This is a genomic window from Subdoligranulum variabile (assembly GCF_025152575.1).
GTDB lineage: Bacteria > Bacillota > Clostridia > Oscillospirales > Ruminococcaceae > Gemmiger > Gemmiger variabilis.
Genome location: NZ_CP102293.1, coordinates 151,913 through 174,611, shown reverse-complemented (window position 1 = coordinate 174,611; position 22,699 = coordinate 151,913). Strand labels below are relative to the sequence as shown.

Sequence of the window (22,699 nt, the reverse complement as noted above, 5' to 3'; positions counted from 1 at the left end):
TTTCAGGGGGGCTTATCCCGCGTTGGAAGGCGATAGAAGACGCCGCAACAGTGGCATAAGTGTTTCCATGTTATGCTGGAATTGCGGGTAAAAATCGTCTCCCAGGTCATAGTCCAGATACAAAGCGCGCTCGATCCGGCGCGTAGCCGCGGTAAAATGTGGATGTTCCAATCCGCCGGCTTCCAGCAGTGCATCGGAAATCTGCGTGCAAACCACGGCCCAGCGGGCATCAATACCGGTGCGTTCCGGGATGGCGGCATCTTCCAGATAATCCTGCAAGGTGCGTCCTTCCGCGCAGACACCGCACAGCGGCAGCTGGGGAAAGTATTCTGTGCGCGCAGTGATCGGATCAATGCTTTGCCCCAGGGGATACAGCGCACAGGCCAATGGCCGGGCATCATGAATCACACAGGCATTGCCCTCAAAAAAACGACAATTCCCGCTTTTGGGATCCGGGGTGAGAAGAAGCGCGGGCAGGCAACTTTGAGGAGCGATATAACTTTTACAGAAGGCGTTTGCTACGATGCGGGGAGAAAGGCGCAGGCGCCGGGCAATGCGATACAGATCGTACCCGGATAGTACGAGATCCCGGCGTTTACGGCAACAATCGCCGCATCCGGCACAGACGAAGCTGAATGTGTCCTGAGGAGAAAGGCAGGGGCCGACCTCCCATGCTTCGCTGCGGCGGCCCGGCTCTACCATCACAGATGTACCTCGCAGGGATTGCTGCGCCCGGCGGCGAAATCTGCTACAGCTTCAAACGCACTCTGCACCATACTGGCCACATTCACATCGGTATAGAAAGCGGTGTGGGGGCTGAGGATCACATTGGGATAACTGCGCAGCAGATTCAGTTCGCGGTTTGGCAGCGCCTCGCCACAACGGTTATAGTAGCAGATGCCATTCTCGTCCTCCACGACATCCAGGCCGGCACCGCCGATCTTGCCGCTCTCCAAGCCCTGCAGCAGCGATTCCGAGTCGATCAGGGTTCCGCGGGCGGTATTGACCAGCAAAACGCCGTCTTTCATTCTGGTGATGGCCTCGGCGTTGATGAGATGGTGGTTTTCCGGCGTGGCGTTCAGGTGCAAAGTGATCACGTCGCTGCGGGCATACAACTCATTCAGAGAAACATACTCGGCATAGGGGCGCACCGCATCGGACGGATAAAGGTCGTAGGCCAAGATCTTGCAGCCGAATCCGGACAGGTGACGGATTACCGTACTGCCGATCTTGCCGGTGCCGATCACGCCCACTGTGCAGCTGGAAAGATCGTGGCCCATCTTTCCGGGCAAAGAATAGTCCTGGGCAGCCGCCCGTACCATGATTTGGTTCATCTTGCGGGTGGCCATCAGCATCAGCATAATGGTGTAGTTGGCCACCCCCTCCGGAGGGTAATGGCTGTGGCTGACACGTAATCCCAGGCGTTTGGCGGCATCCAGCGGGATATGGTCGTATCCGATGCTGCGGCAGGGCAGATATTTGACGCCCATTTTTGCAAAAGCCTCCAGATATTCGGGGCGCACTTCGCAGGGATTGGTACTGACGGCATCACAGCCTTCAGCCAGCTGCAGATTTTCCGGTGTGGGAACTTCCTCGGTCCACTTGTAGTCGATACCGTATTTTTCGCGGTTGGGTTCACAGTACTGCAGCTCATCAAAGGGACGCAGTGCATAAAAAAGAATCTTCATGCAAAATCATCTCCTGTTTTATCGCAAGGAATATTGAAAAATTCCTGCCAGCCATTCGGTGCAAAGCTCAATCCAGGCGGCAGCGTGAGGATTGGAACAATTGACTTCTGCCGTGCAGGTGCTGGAGCCATGGATGCCATGGGCAAACAGATGCAGCTCATAAGGAACGTGATGTGCTGTTAGTGCCTGGGCCAGCAGCAGCGAATTCTGAACGGGAACGGTGCCGTCATCTACGGTGTGCCAGAGAAAAAACGGCGGAAGCCCTTCTTTTACCTGGTTTTCGAGGCTGAAAACAGCTCGAAGATCCTTGTCGTTGCCGGCGAGGTTGTCGAAGCTTCCGCGATGGGCGAATTCGCCGGCTGTGACCACGGGATAGGCGAGAATGACCGCGTCAGGGCGGGCCTCTGTCCCGGTGGTGCCCAAGGCCTGTTGAACAGGAGGGGCATCCCAGAGAATGGCTGTGGCGCCTGCCAGATGACCGCCGGCAGAAAATCCGCAAACGGCGATTCTGGCAGGATCGATCCGCAACGCAGCAGCATTGCGCCGCAGATGCAGGATGGCGCCCGCGGCATCAATCATCGGCTGCCAACGCAACGGCGCAGCGGCTACTGTGTAGCATAGGACAAAAACCTGATACCCTGCCTGCAGGAACTGCATCGCTACGGGGTCTGCCTCACGTGTGCTGCAGTGTTCATATCCTCCGCCCGGCAGGATCAGCACAGCGGGGCGGATATTGAAATTGGGCATCTCGGCGGTTTCTTCGCGCAGATAACCGGTCAGGACTGCACCGCCGGGCAAGGATTTTTGATAAATCTGCATCAAAGTGCTTCCTTTCTGAGTTATTTCTGCTCCAAAGGGTGTTGCTCTATGTATTCTGCCATGATATCTGCGGCCAGCCGTACAAGTTCGGGACAGGGGCGCTTTTTGTAGTATTCCGGGGTTCTCGCGCTGGCAACGGGGGTGCCCTCTGCCTGTTTCAGGCCCAGGAGCTCCCGGCAGATGATGCTTCCACCGCCGTTGCGCTCCTTGTACTGTTCAGCCAGCGCCTGAATTTCCGTGTACGTCTGAGTCTTTTTGGCAGGGTCGGTGTTGCCGTAGAGTGCCCCCAAGACCAGCGTAATACCGGAAAAGGCACCGCACACTTCCCGCATGCGGCCGAACCCGCCGCCGAATCCGGAAGCCAGTTTCAGTGCTTGCTCTTCGGTCAGGCCCATTTCGGAAGCGAAAGCCAGCGCAACGCACTGGCTGCAGTTGTAGCCTTTAAAAAAAGCCTCGTAGGCTTTGTCTCCATATACCGACATGGTTGCATCACAATCCTTTTTGTTTGATAGAAAATCCAAGTACAGAATACCCCAATTCCAGGCATTTGAAAAGAGGAAAACACGTTTTTTTCGCAGTGGGATTTTAAAATTTTTGTTAAATGCCCAAGAAAGACTTGCACATTGCGGAAAAGAGTGCTAAACTACCATTAGCAGTTAAAAACAAAGAGTGCTAATTCAACCAAAAGCGAGGTCATATTTTATGGCAATGCGTCAGTTCAAGGCCGAAAGCAAAAAACTGCTCGACCTGATGATCAACTCTATCTATACCAACCGTGAAATTTTTCTGCGTGAATTGATTTCCAATGCATCGGATGCCTGCGACAAGCGCTACTTCAAGAGTCTGACCGATACTTCCATCGGGATTACCAAGGAGGACCTGAAGATTCACATCCAGCCGGATAAGGACAGCCGTACCCTCACCATCAGTGATAACGGCATCGGCATGACCAAGGATGAGCTGGAAAAGAATCTGGGTACCATTGCAAAATCCGGTTCTTTGGACTTCAAGACCGAGAACCAGAGCGACAATATCGACATTATTGGTCAGTTTGGCGTCGGCTTCTATTCTGCGTTCATGGTAGCCAGCAAGGTGACGGTCATTTCTCGCGCTCAGGGCGAGGATACCGCCTGGCAGTGGGAGTCCAAAGGCGTGGAAGGCTATACGCTGACTGAAGCCGAAAAGGATGATGTGGGTACGGACATCATTCTGGTACTCAAGGAAGATACCGATACTGAAAAATACAGTGAGTATCTGGATGAGTACACACTGGCGGGTCTTGTCAAGAAATACAGCGATTACATCCATTTCCCCATCACGGTGTACCGCGAGAAATCCCGGCAGAAACCGAAGCCGGAGGACGCCGGGGATGATTACAAGCCGGAGTACGAGACCTACACCGAGCTGGAGACCCTGAACAGCATGGTGCCCATCTGGAAACGTCCCAAGAGTGAGGTCAAGGACGAGGACTATAACGAGTTCTACAAGAGCAAGTTTATGGATTACTCGGATCCGCTGCGGGTCATTACCAGCCGGACTGAAGGCACCGCAACCTATACGGCATTGCTGTTTATCCCTGGCCGCACCCCGTATGACTACTACACCAAGGAGTACGAAAAAGGGCTGGCGCTGTATGCTTCCGGTGTTATGATCATGGAGAAGTGTGCCGATCTGCTGCCGGATTACTTCAGCTTTGTCAAGGGTGTGGTGGACAGTGAGGACCTGAGCCTGAATATCAGCCGTGAAACGCTGCAGAAAGATAGCCAGCTCAAGCTGATGCGCAACAGTTTGGAGAAGAAAATCAAGAACGAACTGCATGCGATGCTGGTGAATGACCGCGATAAATATGAAACCTTCTGGAAAGCCTTTGGCCGCCAGATCAAGTTCGGTATCTACGGCGATTATGGTATGCACAAGGATCTGCTGGCGGATCTGTTGCTTTTCTACTCTGCCAAGGAGCAGAAGCTGGTGACGCTGGATGAGTATATTGAGAAGATGCCGGAAGACCAGAAGTGCATCTATTACGCGGCCGGCGATGATACCGACCGTCTGGGCAAACTGCCCAATGCACAGCTTGTTCTGAGCAAGGGATATGATCTGCTGCTTTGCACCGAGGATGTGGATGAGTTCTGCCTGCAGATGATGCGGGACTACAAGGAGAAGGAGTTCAAGAACATCAACTCCGGTGATCTGGGTCTGGAGACTGAAGAGGAAAAGAAGGCGGCGGAAGAGACTGCCACCGAGAACAAGGATCTCTTTGAAGAAATCAAAAAGGCTCTGAACGGCAAGGTCAAGGAAGTCAAGGTCAATCCTACGCTGAAGGAGCATCCGGTGACGCTGTCCAGCGAAGGCGGCATCTCCATGGAGATGGAAAAGGTGTTGCGCAAGATGCCCAATGGTGAGGGCGTGGAGAGCACCAAGGTGCTGGAACTCAATCCTTCCCATGCGGTATTCGCCGCGCTCAAGGCTGCCCATGAGGCCGGTGACACCGAGAAAGTTGGCAAGTACGCCGAGCTGCTCTATGATCAGGCACTGCTGATTGCCGGGTTGCCCATCGAGGATCCTGTGGCGTATGCGCAGCTGGTCTGCGGGCTGATGAAGTAATTCCTCTTTTGTATCAGGAGTCGGGAGATTTTCCCGGCTCCTTTTCTTTTGGAAAAAGATTCCCCATTTGAAAACGTGCAAAAAAAGTGCTATCCTAATAAAAATGGCAAAAAAGGTCGGATCGCGGTGCAGGCGATTCAGCGAAAGAGGTTTGCAATGGTTTCGGAATATACCTACTGTCCGCAAACGGATTTCTTCATTGAGCGGCTTGATCGGGACAAAGGTCCCGATATGCCGAGCTTCCATATTCATCACAAGTTTGAAATCTATTACGAAATTGCCGGCACTTGCCGCTATTTTGTGGAAGGTGCTGCTTACATTGTCAACGCAGGCAGCGTGGTTATGATCGGTGAGAACCAGATCCACAAGACGGCTTCCCTGGGAGACTCGCCCTCCAGCCGAATTGTTGTGAATTTCAGCCGGGAATACCTGGAAAAGGTGGCCGCGGCGTTTCCAGAAGTGGATTTCTTTTCCTTTCTGACCGACGAAAGAAATCATCTTTTGTCGGCGATCACCGTCAAGCAGCAGAATCACATTCAAAGTATTTTGCAGCAGATGCTGGATCTGGAAGGGGAGACTTCCCCGGAGGATCAGGCTCTGCGCGCCATGTTGCTGGCGACGTTGCTGTTGGAACTGAAAGCGCTGTGCGTGCAGCAACAGTGCCAGGGGGGCGAAAAAGGGCGGGTGAGCAATCACATTGTGGAACAGATTCAGGCTTACATCGCCCAGCATTATGCCGAAAAGCTCACCCTGACCGGAATTGCCAGCCAGTTTTATATCAGTCCCTATTATCTCAGCCGCCTGTTCAAAAAATCCACCAACCTGAGTCTGATCGAATATATCAACGGGGTGCGCATCAAGGCGGCCCAAAATCTGATCGAAAAATCCGGTGAAAGCATTTCTTCTGTGGCAGGACAAACGGGATTTATGACGACGGCCCACTTTCGCCGGGTTTTCAAGGACGCCACGGGCTTGTCTCCGCAGCAATATCGTCAGCAGTACAAAAGAATCAATAAATAAAAACCACCTTCCCCGGGGTTCTGTACCTCCGGGGAAGGTGGTTTTTTACGATTCCTGCTTTCCGTGCCGTTTCAAAAAGGCTCGGTACTCACGGTACCAGCACTGTGGACAAAGGCTTTGATACTCCACATTGTCGACGGTGTCGATGGCAACCTGTGCGCCTTCAAATACGAATTCTCCGTTGACCTTGCGCCCGTTGCAGATCGCTTTTCGTCCGCAGGCACAGATGGTTTTGAGCTCTTCGATGGTGTGTGCGAGTTCCAACAGGCGGGTGGAACCCGGAAATCCGCGCATCATAAAATCGGCCCGCAGCCCATAGCAGATCACCGGGATACCAAGATCTACCGTGACCAGAAACAGCTGCTCTGCCTGTTCAGGCGTGAAGAACTGACTTTCATCGCAGAGCACACAGGCGGGGGCGCCGCGGGCGGCGGAGTCCTCTTTGACAAGATCTACAATGTTCATGTCTGGCGTGACAAGCTTGTCTACTTTACAACTGATGCCCAGGCGGGAAACAATGGAATCCTGCCCTTTGGTATCGATGGCAGGCTTGAGGATCAGGACACGCATGCCGCGCTCTTTATAATTGTAGGCTACTTGCATCAGAGCCGTGGTTTTGCCGCTGTTCATGGCACCATAGCGGAAGTATAATTTGGCCATAAGGGGACGATCCTCCGTTACTCTTTGTTGCGCAGCCGATAGCCAAGGCTCATCAGGCTGTCGCCCAGATGGACATTCTCCACTGTCAGTTCGGGGTATTCCACCGACAGATCATAGTGGCTGAAGTTCCATACGCCATGAATGCCGTAGGAGACAAGATCCCCGGCCAGATCAATGGCACTCTGACGCGGTACACACAAAACGGCCACCTCGGGATGGTGCTGGGCACAAAAATCCGACAAGGTGTGCAGCGGCAAAATGGGCACCCCGGACATTTCCTTGCCGAATAGATCGGGGTTGATGTCAAAGACACCGATCAGACGATAGCCATTGGTGTCCCGGCTGATAAAGCTGGACACGGCTGAACCCAGATGGCCGGCACCGATTAGGATGGTGGGCAGACGTTCACCATCGCCAAACAACAGTTTGCCGATTTCCGCGCGCAACACATCCACTTTGTAGCCGATACCCTGTTGGCCAAAACCGCCGAAGCAGTTGAAGTCCTGCCGGACCTGACTGGCGGTGGTGCCCATCATATGCGCCAATTCGCTGGACGAAATTTTTTCCTTACCGTCGGCAGACAGATTGGTCAGATAGCGGTAGTACTTGGGCAGTCGCTTGATGACCGGCAGGGAAACTTTATTTTGAACCCCCATGATGAAAATACCTCACAATGTGCCGGCAGCTGTGCTGCCAGGCAAAATTTGCAATACGCATTTTTATAATTTATTATAAATACTATCCGCGAACTTGTCAATTTTTTATCTAAGTTTTTTAAAAAACTGTTCAACAACGATGCTTTACAGCGAAAACAGGACAATTTTCTTGCGCTTTTTTCATTGGGAACAAAAATCGAGAAGAAAAAGAAACATATTTGCCTAGAAAAGCCGTGCATAGGGCGGCGCAGCCAGGGGTACACTGTTAAAAAGATGGTATCGTGAAAGGGGCTGTATCGGTATATGGAACCAACTTCCAAAAAATCCAAGGAAAAAACCAGGCTTAATCCTACAGAAACTGCCGCACTCAAGCGGCTGGAGCACGATTTGATCACCGAAGATGGGATTGTCCCGGCGACCAAGGGACGGCATGCCATTCATTGCCTGACGGTTATCGGAACCATTGAAGGACATACGCTGGCACCGGACAGCCAGAAAACAACCAAATATGAGCATGTGATTCCACAACTTGTGGACATTGAGGAAGACCCGGAGATCGAGGGGCTTCTCGTGATTCTCAATACGGTGGGCGGTGATGTGGAAGCAGGTCTTGCGCTGGCGGAGCTGATCGCGGGGGTCAGCAAACCCAGTGCCACACTGGTGCTGGGGGGCGGCCATTCCATCGGCATTCCGCTGGCAGTATCCGCCCGTCGCAGCTTTATTGTTCCGACGGCCACCATGACAGTGCACCCGGTACGACATTCCGGCATGGTGCTGGGGGTACCGCAGACGTTACGCTATTTTGAACAGATGCAGGAACGTATTGTGGGCTTTGTCGCGGGGCACTCCGGCATTACAGCGAGGCGTTTTACAACACTGATGCACAATACCGGAGAGTTGGTCATGGATATGGGTACGGTGCTGGATGGGCGCCAGGCGGTGGAAGAAGGCCTGATCGACGAACTGGGGGGGCTTTCAGATGCGCTGGGCTATCTGTATCGGGAGATCGAAAGAAAAAAATAAGCAAAATAGCCAATGCGGAACGAAAAGCAGTTCCGCATTTTTCATTTACAACCCCCCGCATTCGTGATAAAATAAAACCTGAATGTCCGTTTGGCTGATGAGCCTACTTATTTTATAAAGCATCTACTCAGAGGGGTATTATTCAATATGGCACAATCTCGTTCCGGAAAGAACAGCAGCAAGCGAAAATCTTCGGCCAGCCGCAGTTCTTCCTCTCGTTCCCGCAGCTCGAGCAGTCGCTCCTCCTCTGCCCGCGGGAAAAAAGCACCGTCCCGGCGCGCCCAGCGCCGTGCTGAAACGCCCAATCTGCTTCGCAGCGTCCTGCTGGCTGGGTTGGGACTTCTCTGCGTGGCGATGGTACTGGTTCCGGGGCAGAATATCTGGAAAGCAATGCGTGGAGGCCTGTTTGGCATCTTTGGCATCATGACTTACCTTGTGGGCCCGTTTCTTTTGTATCTGGCCTATCTGCTGGCGTCGGGGTACCGAGTCGGGCTCTTCGCCGGGAAAGTGGTTCTGATGGGGACTCTGTGTGCCAGCGTTCCTGTCATTTTCTCCAAGGTATCGGTTACCGAAGCCAACGCATGGGAAGTCGTCAAAATGCTGTTTATGCGCGGGCAGAGCGGATTCTGGGAAGGCGGAGTGCTGGGGGCGCCCATTGGCGCAACGCTGCTGGCGTTGTTTGGCCGGCCGGCTTCCAACTTTGTCATGCTTCTGGTGTTTGTGCTGGGGTTGATGGTGTTCTTCGCCATCACGCCGGTGGACGTGGTGGATTTTCTCAATGGCCAGTATCACAAGGTACAGCAGGTTCGTGCGGAGCGGGAAGCCGCCGAATCAGCTTATGACACCCAGCTTTTCGGCGGAGAGCCGGAAGAGGAACCCATTGAAAATCTGACCGGTACGCTGCCGGACGCCCAGCGCCGCCACCATCCCGCGTATGACGTGATAGCTGATACCGGGCGCATCCCGCAGCCGACGGCCCCGACAGCAGAAAATCCCGCGGCGGCAACTGCCGCAACCCTTTCGGGACTGTCTTCTGCTCTGGGGGGCAATTCCCGCGCGTCCTTCGATGTGGATCTGGGACCGTCACCGGAGAGTCAGGCCCTGAAGCAGGCGGTGGAACATGACCCGCTGGAACCTGTCACCATCGGGCCAGGCGGAACATTCGGCATGGATCCGCTGTCGCACCTGTCGGATTCTCAGCGCTTCCATGCGCCCAAGGCGGCGCCGGCTCCGGCCGCTGCCCCGCCGCAGGAAGATTTTGAACTGAAACTGGATGCCGAACCGGCGCAGCAGTCCGGTGAAGGGGATGAACTGGATTCCCTCATCAATCGCGCGGTCAGCGGTCATGCACCGTACTATGCCCAGCGGGATTACAATCCTCCGGAAGAAGAGGAAAGCTTTTCGGTGCCGCTTCAGCCGGAACCGCAGGCGGAGGGCTTTGATACGCCATTGGTACCGGTACAGCCCGAACCGGCAGCCCGCGTACCAGGGGATACGATGGCTTTTTCACCGGATGAGCTGCAGACCCCTGCAGCCGGTGGTGCCATTCCTACTCTCAATGGCAGCTTTGATGTGGGCCAGGCGGCCAGTGCCGCATGGCAGTCCGGCCGTCCGCTGTCGGAATTGCTGGACAATCAGGTGAGCCGGACGCCGCAGCCTACGGGAACGGAAAGCTCCTATATTGTACCGCAGCGCGGGGAAGCAGCCCAGCTGCAGGTCAGTACGGCGGTGGGCAATTCGGCTTCGGCGCCGATCCATACGCCGCCGTCTGCGGCTAAAATGGATCCCAACGCAATGTCCCTTGCCGGCGCAGCCAAGGAGCCGCCCAAACCTTATTGCTATCCTTCGTTGAATCTTTTCAACGCCACGCGCCCGGAGGACGAGGCCGGTGCGGCCCGGGAAATGAAGAAAAATGCCGACACCCTTGTCAACACACTGGAAAGCTTCGGCGTCAAGACCAAGATTCTGGATATCTGCCGTGGGCCTTCGGTTACCCGGTATGAACTGCAGCCGCAGGCCGGCATCAAGGTCAGCCGTATTACCAGCCTGGCAGATGATATTGCACTGAATCTGGCCACTGCCGGGGTGCGTATCGAAGCGCCGATTCCCGGCAAGCCGGCAGTGGGTATTGAGGTGCCCAACAAGATCCGTTCCACGGTGAACATCCGCACGGTGTTCGAATCGCAGAATTATATCAATATGCGCAGCCCGCTGACGATGGCACTCGGCAAGGATATTGCCGGTACGGCCCAGGTGGCGGATCTGTGCAAGATGCCCCATCTGCTGATCGCCGGTTCCACCGGCAGCGGCAAATCGGTTTGTGTGAACTCCATCATCATCAGCTTTTTGTTCCGCTCCGGTCCGGAGGATGTCAAGCTGATTCTCATTGACCCCAAGGTCGTGGAATTGGCGGAGTACAACGGAATTCCGCATCTTCTGATGCCGGTCGTTACAGAACCACGCAAGGCGGCCGGCGCGCTGGGGGCCAGCGTGGCGGAAATGGAGCGCCGCTACAAGCTTTTTGCCGAGAATAACGTCCGTGAGATCAAGGCGTATAACAAACTGGCCGCTCAGAAAGGCCTGGAACATCTGCCTTACATCGCCATCATCATTGATGAGTTGGCAGATTTGATGATGGTAGCCGGCAAGGAAGTGGAAGATTATATCTGCCGGATTGCGCAGAAAGCCCGTGCGGCCGGTATTCACCTGATCGTGGCTACCCAGCGTCCCAGTGTGGACGTGATTACTGGCCTGATCAAGGCCAACATTCCCAGCCGGATCGCTTTTGCGGTGTCCAGTCAGATCGACTCCCGTACCATTCTGGATTCTTCCGGTGCGGAAAAGCTGCTGGGCAACGGTGATATGCTTTTCCTGCCTGTAGGTGCCGCCAAACCGGTGCGTGTACAGGGCACCTTTGTCACCGACGAGGAGATTGGTGCGGTGCTCAGTTTCATCAAGTCGACATCTTCCTCGCAGTATGATGAGGAGATGATCGCCGAGATGGAGCGCCGTGCAGTGGCCGAGAAGGGGAGCAAGAAAGGCGACGATGACGGAGACAGCGGCGCATTGGATCCGATGTTTGATCAGGCGGTGGAATGCGTCATCGATGCCGGACAGGCGTCTACCAGCCTTTTGCAGCGTCGCTGCAAGCTGGGGTATGCCCGTGCCGCCCGCATCATGGACCAGATGGAGCAGGAAAAAATCATCGGGCCCTATGAAGGGGCCAAGCCGCGTGCGGTGCTTGTGACCCGGGCGCAGTGGCAGGAACGTAAATTGAATGGCCAATATGAAGAAACGTAAGAAAAGACGCCGGAAGGTAAAAACCGGTTGGCGGCGGACCATTAGCATTGTGGCGGTATTGCTGCTGGCAGCAGCCGCCTTTGTCATCGACAGGCACGGTGGCCGGTATGGGATTCCCACCTGGAATGAGGTATATACCGTACTGGGTGTGCCTGCCGACGGCCCGGATTCACAGCTTCTGGCAGACACCCAGACTACGGTGTCGGTCCTGGATGTGGGACAGGGAGATTCGGTGCTGATCGGTCAGGATGGACAGTACTGTCTGATCGATACCGGCACATCGGATTCCCAGGATGGGCTGGTGCGCAGCCTGCGACAGGCTGGCGTGACGGAGCTGCAGTATCTGGTGCTGACCCATCCCCATGCCGACCATACGGGTGGTGCGTTGGCGGTACTGGAAAATCTGCAGGTCGACGAACTGCTGTTGCCGGTCTGGGAGACCGAGGACGGCGATGATCCCTGGCCAAAAGGACTGCAGGAACAGGCAGCTATAGCGGGAACTGCGGTGACCCAGACGGTGGAAGGCAATCAGTATACGCTGGGAGACGGAACGCTGTATGTGCTGCAGGGCGGAAGTGCCTGGATGACAGATGCGGACGATGCCAATAACGGATCCCTTTGTCTTCTGTTTGAGGCGGGCAATTTTCGGTATCTCTCCACCGGTGATGCGGAGGAGGAATCTGAGCAGGCTCTGGTAGAACGGTATGGGAATGCTCTGTACGCCAATTTGTATAAGGCAGGGCACCACGGTTCCTCCACTTCCAGTGGGGAGGCACTCCTGTCGGTTGTGCGGCCGCAGGCGGTTGCCATAAGCTGTGGTGTGGACAATGAATACGGTCATCCCAACGCTGCGGCATTGCGCCGCATGGAGGAGGTCGGGGCGGAAATTTACCGTACCGACCTGATGGGGACCATCACATTCACCTACGAGGAAGGAACCCTGACGGCTGTTACGTCGAGGGAGGTTCTGGATGCAGCTGCCTGAGTTGCCGCTGCAAGAAGATAGAGGGAGTAAAAACGTATGAAGATTGTGGAACAGTTTAAGGCAAAACGGTGCGTGTTTTCCATTGAATGTTTCCCGCCCAAGCAGACGACGCAGATGGAAAAACTGCGCGGAACGCTGTTTGCCATGAAAGATCTGCAGCCTGATTTTATCAGCGTGACCTTTGGGGCCGGCGGTTCGGCGGGCGGTGTTTCCACGGTGGAAGTGGCGGATCTCATCCAGAACGAACTGGGAATTCCCGCACTGGCCCACTTGATCTGTATGGGAAACGATAAAACGAGTGCGGCAAAAATTCTGGACGAACTGGAACAGGTGGGGGTTCATGACGTACTGGCACTGCGCGGAGACCGCACACCCAACCGCCCGGAAAGCCCGGATTTTGCACACGCCTGTGATCTGACGGCGTTTATCAAGTCCTATAAGCCTGGATTCTCGGTGCATGGCGCCTGCTACCCGGAAGGACATCCGGAAGCGGAGAACCTGCGCCAGGATGTGGAAAATCTCTGCACCAAGCAGGCCGCCGGGGCGGAACATCTGGTGACACAGCTCTTCTTTGATAATATGCATTTTTACCGGTTCCTCAATCTGGCTCGCCGTGCCGGTATTACGCTGCCGGTTTCGGCGGGGGTCATGCCCATTGTCAAGCGCAGCCAGATCGAGCGGACGGTGGCGCTTTCCTCAGCCAGTTTGCCCTCCGATTTCACCCGGATGATCTCCCGCTGGCAGGATGATCCGGCAGCGCTGTATGAGGCCGGAATCGATTACGCGGTACGCCAGCTGCGGGACCTGATTGAGGGCGGCGCGGATGGGGTGCACCTGTACGCAATGAATGATGCTGCTGTGGCCAAGAAGGTCTACGACGGCATCCGGGATCTTTTGTAATGCTCCGCTCGAAACCGCAGGCCATCGATCGTATGGCAGCGCTGCGCTATATGGGGGCCGCTGGATGGGAACCCGATGCGGGGACCGATGCGCTGCTGAGTCGTGCAGAACGGCGATTGCTGGATATTGCCGTGCCCCGTGCAGTGTGGCGGGTTCTGCCGTGCACCGCACTTCCACTGGAGGATTGCGGCAGCGATCTGGAGCGCCATCTGCTTGGGTGTGACGAGGTCATGGTGATGGCAGCCACTTTGGGCAGTGAGGTCGATGCATTGCTTCGCCGCATGGAGCTGACGGATATTGCACTGGCGGCCACGACCGATGCCATGGCATCGGTACTGCTGGAGCAGGTGTGCGATGCCCTGGAAGAGGAACTGCGCGCTGCACAGCGGCAAAGAGGGCGTTATCTGACCGGGCGCTTTGCGCCAGGATATGGTGATTGCCCGCTGAAACTCAATGATGGAATCTGTGCGGCGGCAGATACGGCGCGCGGTTGCGGCATTGCCGTAACTGCGCAGCATTTGCTGGCTCCGCGCAAAAGTACCACGGCGCTGCTGGGAGTGGCCGACCATCCGGTCACCGGGACGCTGGCAGGGTGTGTGACCTGCCATCTGCGGGAAACCTGCGTTTTCCGCAAAAAAGGGACGACTTGCTTTTCTCGAAACGGATAGAGAGGGAGGAACCTGCCTGTGCAGCTTGAATCAATCTTTGAACGCCGACGTTTTGTATTTCTGGATGGCGGTATGGGAACCCAACTGCAGAAACACGGATTGAAGCCTGGTCAGAAGCCCGAACTGGCAGCGCTGGAAATGCCGGAAACGGTTACGGCTATCCATGCTGCCTATGCGGCCGCAGGGGCGGACCTGCTGCTGGCCAATACCTTTGGGGCCAACGCCCGCAAGCTGGCGGAAACGGGTTACAGCGTAGCCGAGGTGGTGAAGGCTTCGCTGCATTGTGCCCGCACGGCAGCGGAGCCAACCGGAGCACTGGTCGGCCTGGATATCGGCCCATTGGGTGAATTGCTGGCCCCGGCGGGAACACTGCCCTTTGAAGATGCCTATACGGCCTTTGCGGAGATTGTCCAGGCTGGCGTAGAGGCTGGCGCGGATTTCGTTTTTCTGGAAACGATGACCGATCTGTATGAGCTGAAAGCCGCGATTCTGGCGGCCAAGGAACATAGCCGACTGCCGGTATTTGTTTCCATGAGTTTTGAAAGCCGGGGCCGTACTTTTACCGGATGTACGGTGGAAAGTTATGGTGCGACGGCTGCGGGGCTGGGAGCTGATGCCATCGGCATCAACTGCTCCCTTGGCCCGGCAGAAATTCTGCCGTTTGCGCAGCGGCTCTGCCGGACAGTGCCTGCAGGCACACCGGTCTTCGTCAAACCGAACGCCGGCTTGCCCAATCCGGACGGATCCTATAATCTGGATGCAGAAGAATTTGCCCGGGAAATGGAGGCCTACGCGGCCATTGGTGTTTCCATGGTGGGTGGATGCTGCGGCACTACACCGGAATACATTGCCAGATTGCGCGATGTTTTTTCCTCGCTTACTCCGGCACAAAAAATCCCGTTGCGCCGCAGCTGCCTGTGCACACCGGTGCGGTTTGTGGAAGTGGACGGAATCACTGTGGTGGGGGAACGCATCAACCCCACCGGCAAAAAACGACTGCAGCAGGCGCTGCGGGAAGGGGACAGTGCTTATCCCTGTACGCAGGCTGTTGCGCAGGCGGAAGCCGGTGCGGAAGTGCTGGATGTGAATGCAGGCTTGCCCGGCATTGACGAGGCCGCCACGCTGGAACGCCTGGTCCGCGACCTGCAGGCGGTGACGGATCTGCCTTTGCAGCTGGATTCTTCCAATCCGGAGGCTTTGGCCAGAGCACTGCGGGTTTATAACGGCAAACCCATCGTAAACTCGGTGAACGGAGAGCAAAAGACGCTGGAGGCGATCCTGCCGCTGTGCAAAAAATACGGTGCTGCGGTGGTGGGCCTGACGATGGATGAGCAGGGCATTCCTTCCAGTGCCGAAGGGCGATTTGCCATTGCGCAAAAAATTGTGGAGGCTGCCGCCGCGGTGGGAATCCCGCGGGAAGATATCTATATCGATTGCCTGACGCTTACCGCCAGTGCACAGCAGGAAGGGGCGGCCCAGACGCTTGCGGCCCTGACGCGGTGTAAAGAGGAACTGGGGGTACGTACGATACTGGGCGTATCCAACATCAGCTTCGGATTGCCCTGCCGCGGATATCTGAATACGACTTTTCTGACCATGGCCATGGCTGCCGGTCTGGATCTTGCCATCATGAATCCGAATACGCCGGAAATGATGGCCGCGGTCCGCGCCTATCGCGTGTTGACGGCGCAGGACAAGCAGAGCGCCGCGTATGTTGCCGCCTATGCCGATGTGCAGATCCAAACCCAGCAGGTTAGCAAAAATGTAGAGGCTGCGCCTGCACAGTCATCCGAGGATCCCTTGTTTGATGCGGTGCGCCGCGGGCTTAAGGCAGAAGCGCACGAGGCGGCGGAAGCAGCATTGGCCGTCAAAGCACCCCTTGAAGTGGTGAATGCTTCGCTGATTCCTGCGCTGGATGTTGTGGGAGACGGTTTTGAAAAGGGAACCATCTTTTTGCCGCAGCTGCTGCAGGCGGCTACGGCAGCCCAGGCAGCCTTTGAGGCTGTCAAGGCGAAGATTGCGGCCCAGGGGCAGCCTCAGACAACCGGCAAGGGAAAGATTGTCGTAGCCACCGTCAAGGGAGATGTGCACGATATTGGAAAGAACATTGTGCGGGTCATCTTGGAAAATTATGGCTATGACGTGCTGGACCTTGGCCGGGATGTGCCGCCGGAACGTGTGGTGGAAGCGGTGCGGACCACCGGTGCAAAACTGGTGGGGCTGTCGGCGCTGATGACGACTACCGTGCCCAACATGAAAGCAACGATTGACGCCTTGCATGAAGCAAACCTTGACTGCCAGGTCTGGGTGGGCGGGGCGGTACTGACGCCCGGTTATGCCAAAGAGATTGGCGCCGACTTCTACTGTAAAGATGCCAAGGCCAGTGCGGATCTGGCCAAGCAGATCCTTGGATGAACGACATCAAAACGAAACGGACCGCTGCCTCTTGCGAGGCGGCGGTTTTTATGGTATTCTGATACAACAAAGCATCCCAAGGTGCCCGGGACCGTTTCAGGTTGGCCGGGAGAATAGGGAAGCAGGTGCAAGACCTGCGCGGGACCGCCGCCGTAATGGCCGAGCCTGAACCCAACCCCATGTCACTGCACGATGGTGCGGGAAGACGCGGGTCCGGGCCGTGACGCCAGAGCCGGAAGACCTGCCTTGGAATTCATACTGCGAGGCAAAACAGAGACAAACCGCTGTTTTGTCGGGAACAGGACCCGCGTGGCGGACGGACCAAACGTTGACGCGGAAAACAAAAGTGCATCGTGTTTTGATGGACGCTTTGTTTGGGTGTGGGTCTGTTCGGCTGCCATGGCGGAACAGACCCTTTGTTTTTGCGGTGCAAAAGTCTGGTTTGTATCATACATGGGAGGTTTTCATGCAAAGAACACTTTTACACCGCGTCGCAGCCCTGAGCGTATGTGCGCTATTTCTCGCGTCGTGTACCCGGCAAAGCACTGCTGCACAGTCTGTAACGCAGGAACCGACGGCAGAAACCGCGGAAAGCGCCGGGCAGTATCCGGTCACAATCACCAACTACGATGAAACGGGCCGGGAAGTAAGTTATACGTATACGAAGGCGCCTGAACGGGTCGTGGCTGTCTACCAGGGCTCCATCGAGACGATGATTGCCCTGGGACTGGAAGATCATGTGGTGGCCAGCTACGGTCTGGACAATGAAGTCAAAGAAGAATGGCAGGACGGTTTTGCGGCCATGCACTATCAGGAGGATGTCTTTGCACCCGACAAGGAGACAGTCACCCTGCTGCAGCCGGATATGATCCTCTCCTGGGGATCGCTGTTCAGCGACAAAATGCTGGGAGCGGTATCCGGGTGGAATGAAAAGGGCGTGGCCACCTACATGAATTCCAATACCCGGCCGGGCGGATATCCGCGCACGCTGGAAAATGAGTATACCGATATTCTCAACCTTGGCACCATCTTTGCGGTCGAGGGCAAGGCACAGGCGCTTGTGGCGGAAATGAAGTCGGAAATCGCCGGTACGCTGACGGCTGTGGAAGGAAAAGATCCGGTGCGCGTGGCCGTGGTGGAACCGTTAGGCGGCAGCATCAGCAACTACGGCGCCGATACACTGGCCGGGGACATGGTAACGCAGCTGGGAGGGAAGCTTGCTCATCCGGATGGCAGTGAGATGAGCAAGGAAGATCTTCTGGCCAGCAATCCCGATGTGATTTTTGTGGTGTACATGGCGTATTCCGGCGATGACCCGCAGAGTGTCATCGAAAGCCAGCTGGCGGTCATTGCGGAGGATCCTGCATTGGCAAGCCTTGCCGCTGTACAGAATGGGCGCGTCTGTCCGATCATGCTGGGCGATATCTATGCTGCGGGCCCCCGTTCCATGGATGGGATCCGGACGCTGGCAGCCGGCATGTATCCGGAGCTGGCGGCATGAGGGCATCGGGAACGGTCGGGCTGCTGCACAGCCGTTCGGCAGGCCGCATTCTGATTCTTGCGCTGCTGCTGTTGCTGCCGGTATCACTGATGGCTGCGGTTACGTTTGGGACCATGCGGCTGCCTCTATCGGATGTGTATGGCGTATTGTACTATAAACTGCTGCATACGTTGTTTGATGTCCCGGTTCCAGCTGAGTGGGCGGCGGGATCTGCCTTGCACGATGTGGTCTGGCTGATCCGTCTGCCGCGTCTGGTACTGGGGGCGGCAGTGGGGGCCGCTTTGGCAGTGTGCGGTGTTGTTATGCAGGCAATCGTCAAAAATCCTTTGGCGGATCCGTATGTCCTGGGGGTATCCTCGGGAGCGTCACTGGGGGCGACGGTGGCAACACTGTTTGGCGTCGGTGCAGTGTTGGGAGCGCGTTCTGTGGGGGCAGTGGCGTTTGCCGGTGCGTTGCTGGTTTCCTTTGCCGTGCTCTTTCTCGCTAATCTTGGTGGACGGGCTACGGCGGTAAAACTGCTGTTGTCCGGTTCGGCCCTTTCGGCAGTGTGCGGTGCCTTCTCCAATTTTGCCATCTATCTTCGCAATGACGATCATGCACCGGCACAGATCATCCGCTGGACGATGGGCGGCTTGGGGGCTGCCAACTGGCAGGATAATGCTGTCTTTACAGCTGCAGTGCTGGCGGGAAGTCTTTTCTTTCTGACCCAGAGCCGTGCACTCAACCTTATGCTGCTGGGGGACGAGAGTGCCGTGACACTGGGGATGGATTTACATGGGCGGCGGATCGTGTACCTGTTGGTGACCTCGCTGCTCATCGGACTGGCGGTATACAACGCGGGTATCATCGGTTTCGTAGGACTGGTTGTTCCTCATGTGACAAGGCTGCTGCTGGGGACCGATCATCGTCGTCTGGTGCCGGCCTCAGCTTTGGCGGGAAGCATTTTTCTTGTTTGGGCTGATGTGGCCTGCCGGACTGTGCTGCCCGGAAACGAAGTGCCGATTGGCATTCTTACATCAATGCTGGGGGCGCCGGTATTCTTGTATCTCATGGTGCGCTATCGCTATGGCTTTGGGGGGGGAGGCGGATGATTCGGACACAGGATCTCAGCGTGACCCTGGGCGGACAGGAAATTCTGGATCGGATCGGGATATCTGTAGGAAAAAAACAGGTCGTCGGTTTGATCGGGCCCAATGGTAGCGGCAAAAGCACCCTGCTTAAGTGTATCTATCGAGTCTTGCAGCCTACGGGTGGAGCGGTGCTGCTTGACGGACACGATCTCCATAACTATACAGTGCGCCAGAGCGCGCAGACGCTGGCAGTTGTGGCACAGCAGCATCATTACAGTTTTGATTTCTCGGTGCGGGAAATCGTCATGATGGGGCGCTCTCCCCACAAGCGGGCGCTGGAGCGGGACAATGCGGAAGATGAGCGGATCGTGCGCGAGGCCTTGCAGACCGTCGGCATGGCGGGCAGGGAAGAACGGGTCTTTTCTACACTGTCTGGGGGTGAACAACAGCGGGTCATACTGGCCCGTGCCCTGGCGCAGCAAACGCCCTGCCTGATCCTGGACGAACCGACCAACCATCTGGATATTCAGCATCAACTCCAGATAATGGAACTGATCCGCTCTCTGGACAAGACGGTTCTGCTGGCTTTGCATGATCTGAATTTGGCTGCCGCCTACTGTGATATGCTGTTTGCACTGCAGGATGGAAAGCTGGTGGGAAGCGGCACGCCAGGCGAATTGCTTACGCCTGCCTTTATTGAAAAAGTATACCATGTGCGGGCCCGGGTAGGGACCGATGAAGAAGGAAGGCCCTATATCCTGTATCGCCCTGCACGAAAGGAGTCACAATGATGAAGCAAGCCCTGGTATGTGTCAGTTTCGGCACAACGGTAGCCAACGGAAGGTTGGACCTGTCAGCGGTGGAACATGCCTTACAGACCGTCGCGCCGGAGATCCGATTTGCCAAGGCGCTGACCAGCAGGATTATCCGCAAGCGCCTGGCCGCGCAGGGCGAAAAGGCTGACAGCCTGCCGGAAGCGCTGGAAACATTGCTCTGTGAGGGATACACGCGGGTTGCGGTGCAACCGACGCACTTGCTTTACGGATACGAATACGATAAAATAAAAGCCGAAATTGCCCCGTACGAGGAACGTTTTGCGCATTTCGCCCTGGGGCGTCCGCTTCTGGCAGATACGACGGATCTGCAGACGGTGGCGCGGGTGCTGGGGCAGGTGTATCCGCCGCAGCCCGGAGAGGCGCTGATCCTGATGGGACATGGAACCGAACATTTCGCCGGGGTAGTATATTCGGCCCTGCAAAGTGTTTTTGCTTTACAGGGAAGAGGTGATGTGTTTGTGGCTACGGTGGAAGGATGGCCGGGACTTTCGGAAATTCTTCCCGGGATCCGGCCGGCTGGATACCATAAAGCGCACCTTGTGCCCCTTTTGCAGGTGGCGGGCGATCATGCCTGCCATGATATGGCGGGAAATGACCCGGAAAGCTGGAAAAGTCAGCTGGAAAGCGCCGGATTTACGGTACGGTGCACCCTGGAAGGGTTGGGCCGGCTGGAGGGTATCCAGCAGATGTATTGCAAAAAACTCAAAGAAATTCTGGAGTGAAGCATGTCGTTTGACCATTCCATCCGCAGCGGGCAACGGCTGCTGCGCTGCGGCTATACTACGGGGACCTGTGCGGCTTTGGCTGCTCAGGGGGCCGCAAAGCTGCTGCTGACCGGGCATGCTCCTTGCTCCCTGACGTTGTGTACGCCAAAGGGGTGGGATGTCACCGTCCGGCCGGATCTCTGCTGTATGCAGGGCGAAAGCGCTGTATGCAGTGTCCTAAAAGATGCCGGGGACGATGCCGATGTGACGCACGGATTGCCCATTCTGGCCACTGTGACAAAAACCGATCTGCCGGGCGTGCAGATTGACGGCGGTGCAGGGGTAGGCCGGGTGACCAAACCTGGCCTTGACCAGCCGGTCGGGGCTGCGGCAATCAACCACGTGCCGCGGCAGATGATTGCGCAGCAGGTGCAGGATGTTTGCAGGGAGAACGGTTATACCGGAGGAATTTCGGTGATCATCAGCGTCGAGGGCGGCGAAGCAGCTGCGCGCCGGACCTTCAATCCCCAATTGGGGGTGGAAGGCGGGCTTTCCCTTCTGGGGACCTCGGGCATTGTGGAACCCATGAGCGAACAAGCCATTGTGGATACCATTGCGCTGGAGATCCGTCAGCATGCGGCGGCCTCGAAGAAGCTCATTCTTACGCCCGGCAATTACGGTATGGATTTTTTGCATGCACAAGGCTGGGATGCCAGAGGCATTCCGGTAGTGAAGTGCTCCAATTTTCTGGGCGATGCGCTGGATTGTGCTGCGGTAGAAGGGATCCGGGAACTGCTGTTGGTCGGTCATATCGGAAAACTGGTCAAAGTGGCAGGCGGGATCATGAACACCCATTCCCGCTATGCGGACTGCAGGACAGAGCTGTTTTGTGCCCATGCGGCGCTGTGTGGAGCGGGAACGGAAGTCTGCCGCTCCCTTATGGCGGCGGCCACGGCGGATGCCTGTCTGGAAATTCTGGAAAAGGCAAACTATAGGGAGGCTGTGCTGCAGTCTCTTTTGGAGGCGGTGCAACGCCATCTGGGGCACCGTATGGGAGAAAACTGCCGGGTGGGGGCTGTTCTTTTTTCCAATCAGTTTGGTCTGTTGGGAATGACACAACCCGCCAAGGAGATACTGGAACAATGGCAGAAAAAAAGAAAAACGGAACCTTATATGGAGTAAGTGTCGGACCGGGAGATCCGGAGCTGATGACGCTGCAGGCAGTACGGCGGCTGCAGGCTTGTCCGGTGATTGCAGCACCCCAGACCAAAAGCGGCCAGATGCTGGCACTGGAAATTGCGCAGGGAGCTGTGGATCTGTCGGGAAAGGTGATTGTTCCGCTGCATTTTCCCATGACGCGCGACAAGTCTGTTTTGCAAACGGCCCATGAGGAGGCGGCACGGCAGCTGCAGTGCTACCTTGATGCAGGGCAGGATGTGGCAATGCTCAATTTGGGAGATGTCTCGGTCTATGCCACTTTCGGATACCTGCAGACGATCCTGCAGGCACAGGGGTATTCCACCGTCATGCTGGCGGGGGTTCCCAGCTTTTGTGCCTCGGCGGCGCGGCTCAACCAATCGCTGACGGCGGGCATGGAACAACCGCTGATTATCGTGCCGGGAGGAAATGCAGAAGAGGTCCTTGCTATCCCGGGCAGCAAGGTGCTTATGAAGACAGGACGGCAGCTGCCCAAAACGCTGGATATGCTGGCGTCCCACGGAAAATTGTCCTGCAGTGCTATGGTATGCAATTGCGGATTGCCCCAGGAAGAAGTCTGGCCGGATTTGTCCGTTTATGATGCACAGCGGCCGGCAGGCTATTTCGCTACCATACTGGTGAAGGAGTAATCT

Annotated in this window: 20 protein-coding genes and 1 riboswitch; of the genes, 14 read left to right on the top strand and 6 right to left on the bottom strand. The window is 56.2% G+C overall.

The window, feature by feature from the left end:
- Nucleotides 1–12: 12 nt before the first annotated feature.
- Genes NQ490_RS00840 through NQ490_RS00825 form a run of 4 tightly spaced genes read right to left on the bottom strand, consistent with a single transcriptional unit; the run spans nucleotide 13 to nucleotide 2,989 of the window.
- Nucleotides 13–702 carry a YkgJ family cysteine cluster protein gene (locus NQ490_RS00840; protein ID WP_007046896.1) on the bottom strand — a complete coding sequence of 230 codons (690 nt, stop codon included), beginning with the start codon at nucleotides 700–702 and terminating at the stop codon, nucleotides 13–15.
- Nucleotides 702–1,688, bottom strand: a complete 987-nt coding sequence (locus tag NQ490_RS00835; protein ID WP_007046895.1) for a D-isomer specific 2-hydroxyacid dehydrogenase family protein — start codon at nucleotides 1,686–1,688, stop codon at nucleotides 702–704. The genes NQ490_RS00840 and NQ490_RS00835 overlap by 1 nt, the downstream gene beginning before the upstream one ends.
- Before the next feature lie 18 nt (nucleotides 1,689–1,706).
- Nucleotides 1,707–2,507, bottom strand: coding sequence for an alpha/beta hydrolase (locus NQ490_RS00830; RefSeq protein ID WP_007046894.1), 801 nt, complete (start codon nucleotides 2,505–2,507; stop codon nucleotides 1,707–1,709).
- Nucleotides 2,508–2,527: 20 nt separating this feature from the next.
- Nucleotides 2,528–2,989, bottom strand: a complete 462-nt coding sequence (locus tag NQ490_RS00825; protein ID WP_007046893.1) for a C-GCAxxG-C-C family protein — start codon at nucleotides 2,987–2,989, stop codon at nucleotides 2,528–2,530.
- A gap of 220 nt (nucleotides 2,990–3,209) precedes the next feature.
- Between NQ490_RS00825 and htpG the strand changes: the two genes are divergently transcribed.
- Both htpG and NQ490_RS00815 read left to right on the top strand, forming a co-directional pair.
- Nucleotides 3,210–5,111, top strand: a complete 1,902-nt coding sequence (gene htpG, locus NQ490_RS00820) for a molecular chaperone HtpG (RefSeq protein ID WP_007046892.1) — start codon at nucleotides 3,210–3,212, stop codon at nucleotides 5,109–5,111.
- 156 nt (nucleotides 5,112–5,267) lie between these two features.
- The gene (locus NQ490_RS00815) at nucleotides 5,268–6,131 is read left to right on the top strand and encodes a helix-turn-helix domain-containing protein (protein WP_050764692.1); all 864 of its coding nucleotides are present in this window, start codon (nucleotides 5,268–5,270) and stop codon (nucleotides 6,129–6,131) included.
- Nucleotides 6,132–6,176: 45 nt separating this feature from the next.
- On the opposite strand, the gene NQ490_RS00810 is transcribed toward NQ490_RS00815, so the two are convergent.
- Entirely contained in the window at nucleotides 6,177–6,791 is a 615-nt protein-coding gene (locus NQ490_RS00810) for a thymidine kinase (RefSeq protein ID WP_007046890.1), read from the bottom strand.
- 17 nt (nucleotides 6,792–6,808) lie between these two features.
- Nucleotides 6,809–7,447 (bottom strand): redox-sensing transcriptional repressor Rex, encoded by a 639-nt coding sequence (locus NQ490_RS00805; RefSeq protein WP_007046889.1) that lies wholly within the window; start codon nucleotides 7,445–7,447, stop codon nucleotides 6,809–6,811.
- A gap of 303 nt (nucleotides 7,448–7,750) precedes the next feature.
- Between NQ490_RS00805 and NQ490_RS00800 the strand changes: the two genes are divergently transcribed.
- From NQ490_RS00800 to NQ490_RS00745, 12 genes are all read left to right on the top strand, one after another.
- On the top strand, nucleotides 7,751–8,470 hold the full coding sequence (locus tag NQ490_RS00800; protein ID WP_007046888.1) for a ClpP family protease: 720 nt from the start codon (nucleotides 7,751–7,753) through the stop codon (nucleotides 8,468–8,470).
- A gap of 147 nt (nucleotides 8,471–8,617) precedes the next feature.
- Nucleotides 8,618–11,770, top strand: a complete 3,153-nt coding sequence (locus NQ490_RS00795) for a DNA translocase FtsK (protein ID WP_242654986.1) — start codon at nucleotides 8,618–8,620, stop codon at nucleotides 11,768–11,770.
- Nucleotides 11,748–12,755 (top strand): ComEC/Rec2 family competence protein, encoded by a 1,008-nt coding sequence (locus tag NQ490_RS00790; protein WP_007046886.1) that lies wholly within the window; start codon nucleotides 11,748–11,750, stop codon nucleotides 12,753–12,755. Before NQ490_RS00795 ends, NQ490_RS00790 begins: the two co-directional genes overlap by 23 nt.
- A gap of 36 nt (nucleotides 12,756–12,791) precedes the next feature.
- Nucleotides 12,792–13,655, top strand: a complete 864-nt coding sequence (locus NQ490_RS00785) for a methylenetetrahydrofolate reductase (RefSeq protein ID WP_007046885.1) — start codon at nucleotides 12,792–12,794, stop codon at nucleotides 13,653–13,655.
- Nucleotides 13,655–14,323 carry a hypothetical protein gene (locus NQ490_RS00780; RefSeq protein WP_007046884.1) on the top strand — a complete coding sequence of 223 codons (669 nt, stop codon included), beginning with the start codon at nucleotides 13,655–13,657 and terminating at the stop codon, nucleotides 14,321–14,323. The genes NQ490_RS00785 and NQ490_RS00780 overlap by 1 nt, the downstream gene beginning before the upstream one ends.
- A gap of 72 nt (nucleotides 14,324–14,395) precedes the next feature.
- The gene (locus NQ490_RS00775; RefSeq protein WP_007046883.1) at nucleotides 14,396–16,738 is read left to right on the top strand and encodes a homocysteine S-methyltransferase family protein; all 2,343 of its coding nucleotides are present in this window, start codon (nucleotides 14,396–14,398) and stop codon (nucleotides 16,736–16,738) included.
- Nucleotides 16,739–16,800: 62 nt separating this feature from the next.
- A riboswitch (cobalamin riboswitch) is annotated at nucleotides 16,801–17,001 on the top strand.
- A 203-nt stretch (nucleotides 17,002–17,204) separates the two neighbouring features.
- The gene (locus NQ490_RS00770; RefSeq protein WP_007046880.1) at nucleotides 17,205–18,239 is read left to right on the top strand and encodes an ABC transporter substrate-binding protein; all 1,035 of its coding nucleotides are present in this window, start codon (nucleotides 17,205–17,207) and stop codon (nucleotides 18,237–18,239) included.
- Nucleotides 18,236–19,330: a FecCD family ABC transporter permease gene (locus NQ490_RS00765; RefSeq protein ID WP_007046879.1), complete on the top strand. Its 1,095-nt coding sequence runs from the start codon at nucleotides 18,236–18,238 to the stop codon at nucleotides 19,328–19,330. The genes NQ490_RS00770 and NQ490_RS00765 overlap by 4 nt, the downstream gene beginning before the upstream one ends.
- Nucleotides 19,327–20,100 (top strand): ABC transporter ATP-binding protein, encoded by a 774-nt coding sequence (locus NQ490_RS00760; protein ID WP_007046878.1) that lies wholly within the window; start codon nucleotides 19,327–19,329, stop codon nucleotides 20,098–20,100. Before NQ490_RS00765 ends, NQ490_RS00760 begins: the two co-directional genes overlap by 4 nt.
- The gene (locus NQ490_RS00755) at nucleotides 20,097–20,867 is read left to right on the top strand and encodes a sirohydrochlorin cobaltochelatase (RefSeq protein WP_007046877.1); all 771 of its coding nucleotides are present in this window, start codon (nucleotides 20,097–20,099) and stop codon (nucleotides 20,865–20,867) included. Before NQ490_RS00760 ends, NQ490_RS00755 begins: the two co-directional genes overlap by 4 nt.
- 3 nt (nucleotides 20,868–20,870) lie before the next feature.
- A complete protein-coding gene (cbiD, locus tag NQ490_RS00750) occupies nucleotides 20,871–22,031 on the top strand; it encodes a cobalt-precorrin-5B (C(1))-methyltransferase CbiD (protein WP_007046876.1) in 1,161 nt (386 codons plus the stop codon).
- Between the two features lie 26 nt (nucleotides 22,032–22,057).
- Nucleotides 22,058–22,696: a precorrin-2 C(20)-methyltransferase gene (locus tag NQ490_RS00745; protein WP_007046875.1), complete on the top strand. Its 639-nt coding sequence runs from the start codon at nucleotides 22,058–22,060 to the stop codon at nucleotides 22,694–22,696.
- Nucleotides 22,697–22,699 lie beyond the last annotated feature (3 nt).

Bases quoted from the DNA above. Each gene is read 5' to 3' on its own strand.
- NQ490_RS00830 (WP_007046894.1), bottom strand. From the start codon at position 2,507: ATGCAGATTTATCAAAAATCCTTGCCCGGCGGTGCAGTCCTGACCGGT.
- NQ490_RS00790 (WP_007046886.1), top strand. From the start codon at position 11,748: ATGGCCAATATGAAGAAACGTAAGAAAAGACGCCGGAAGGTAAAAACC.
- NQ490_RS00765 (WP_007046879.1), top strand. From the start codon at position 18,236: ATGAGGGCATCGGGAACGGTCGGGCTGCTGCACAGCCGTTCGGCAGGC.
- NQ490_RS00760 (WP_007046878.1), top strand. From the start codon at position 19,327: ATGATTCGGACACAGGATCTCAGCGTGACCCTGGGCGGACAGGAAATT.
- NQ490_RS00805 (WP_007046889.1), bottom strand. From the start codon at position 7,447: ATGGGGGTTCAAAATAAAGTTTCCCTGCCGGTCATCAAGCGACTGCCC.
- NQ490_RS00840 (WP_007046896.1), bottom strand. From the start codon at position 702: ATGGTAGAGCCGGGCCGCCGCAGCGAAGCATGGGAGGTCGGCCCCTGC.
- NQ490_RS00835 (WP_007046895.1), bottom strand. From the start codon at position 1,688: ATGAAGATTCTTTTTTATGCACTGCGTCCCTTTGATGAGCTGCAGTAC.
- NQ490_RS00795 (WP_242654986.1), top strand. From the start codon at position 8,618: ATGGCACAATCTCGTTCCGGAAAGAACAGCAGCAAGCGAAAATCTTCG.
- NQ490_RS00745 (WP_007046875.1), top strand. From the start codon at position 22,058: ATGACGCTGCAGGCAGTACGGCGGCTGCAGGCTTGTCCGGTGATTGCA.
- NQ490_RS00755 (WP_007046877.1), top strand. From the start codon at position 20,097: ATGATGAAGCAAGCCCTGGTATGTGTCAGTTTCGGCACAACGGTAGCC.
- NQ490_RS00800 (WP_007046888.1), top strand. From the start codon at position 7,751: ATGGAACCAACTTCCAAAAAATCCAAGGAAAAAACCAGGCTTAATCCT.
- htpG (WP_007046892.1), top strand. From the start codon at position 3,210: ATGGCAATGCGTCAGTTCAAGGCCGAAAGCAAAAAACTGCTCGACCTG.
- NQ490_RS00785 (WP_007046885.1), top strand. From the start codon at position 12,792: ATGAAGATTGTGGAACAGTTTAAGGCAAAACGGTGCGTGTTTTCCATT.
- NQ490_RS00815 (WP_050764692.1), top strand. From the start codon at position 5,268: ATGGTTTCGGAATATACCTACTGTCCGCAAACGGATTTCTTCATTGAG.
- cbiD (WP_007046876.1), top strand. From the start codon at position 20,871: ATGTCGTTTGACCATTCCATCCGCAGCGGGCAACGGCTGCTGCGCTGC.
- NQ490_RS00775 (WP_007046883.1), top strand. From the start codon at position 14,396: ATGGGAACCCAACTGCAGAAACACGGATTGAAGCCTGGTCAGAAGCCC.
- NQ490_RS00810 (WP_007046890.1), bottom strand. From the start codon at position 6,791: ATGGCCAAATTATACTTCCGCTATGGTGCCATGAACAGCGGCAAAACC.
- NQ490_RS00780 (WP_007046884.1), top strand. From the start codon at position 13,655: ATGCTCCGCTCGAAACCGCAGGCCATCGATCGTATGGCAGCGCTGCGC.
- NQ490_RS00825 (WP_007046893.1), bottom strand. From the start codon at position 2,989: ATGTCGGTATATGGAGACAAAGCCTACGAGGCTTTTTTTAAAGGCTAC.
- NQ490_RS00770 (WP_007046880.1), top strand. From the start codon at position 17,205: ATGCAAAGAACACTTTTACACCGCGTCGCAGCCCTGAGCGTATGTGCG.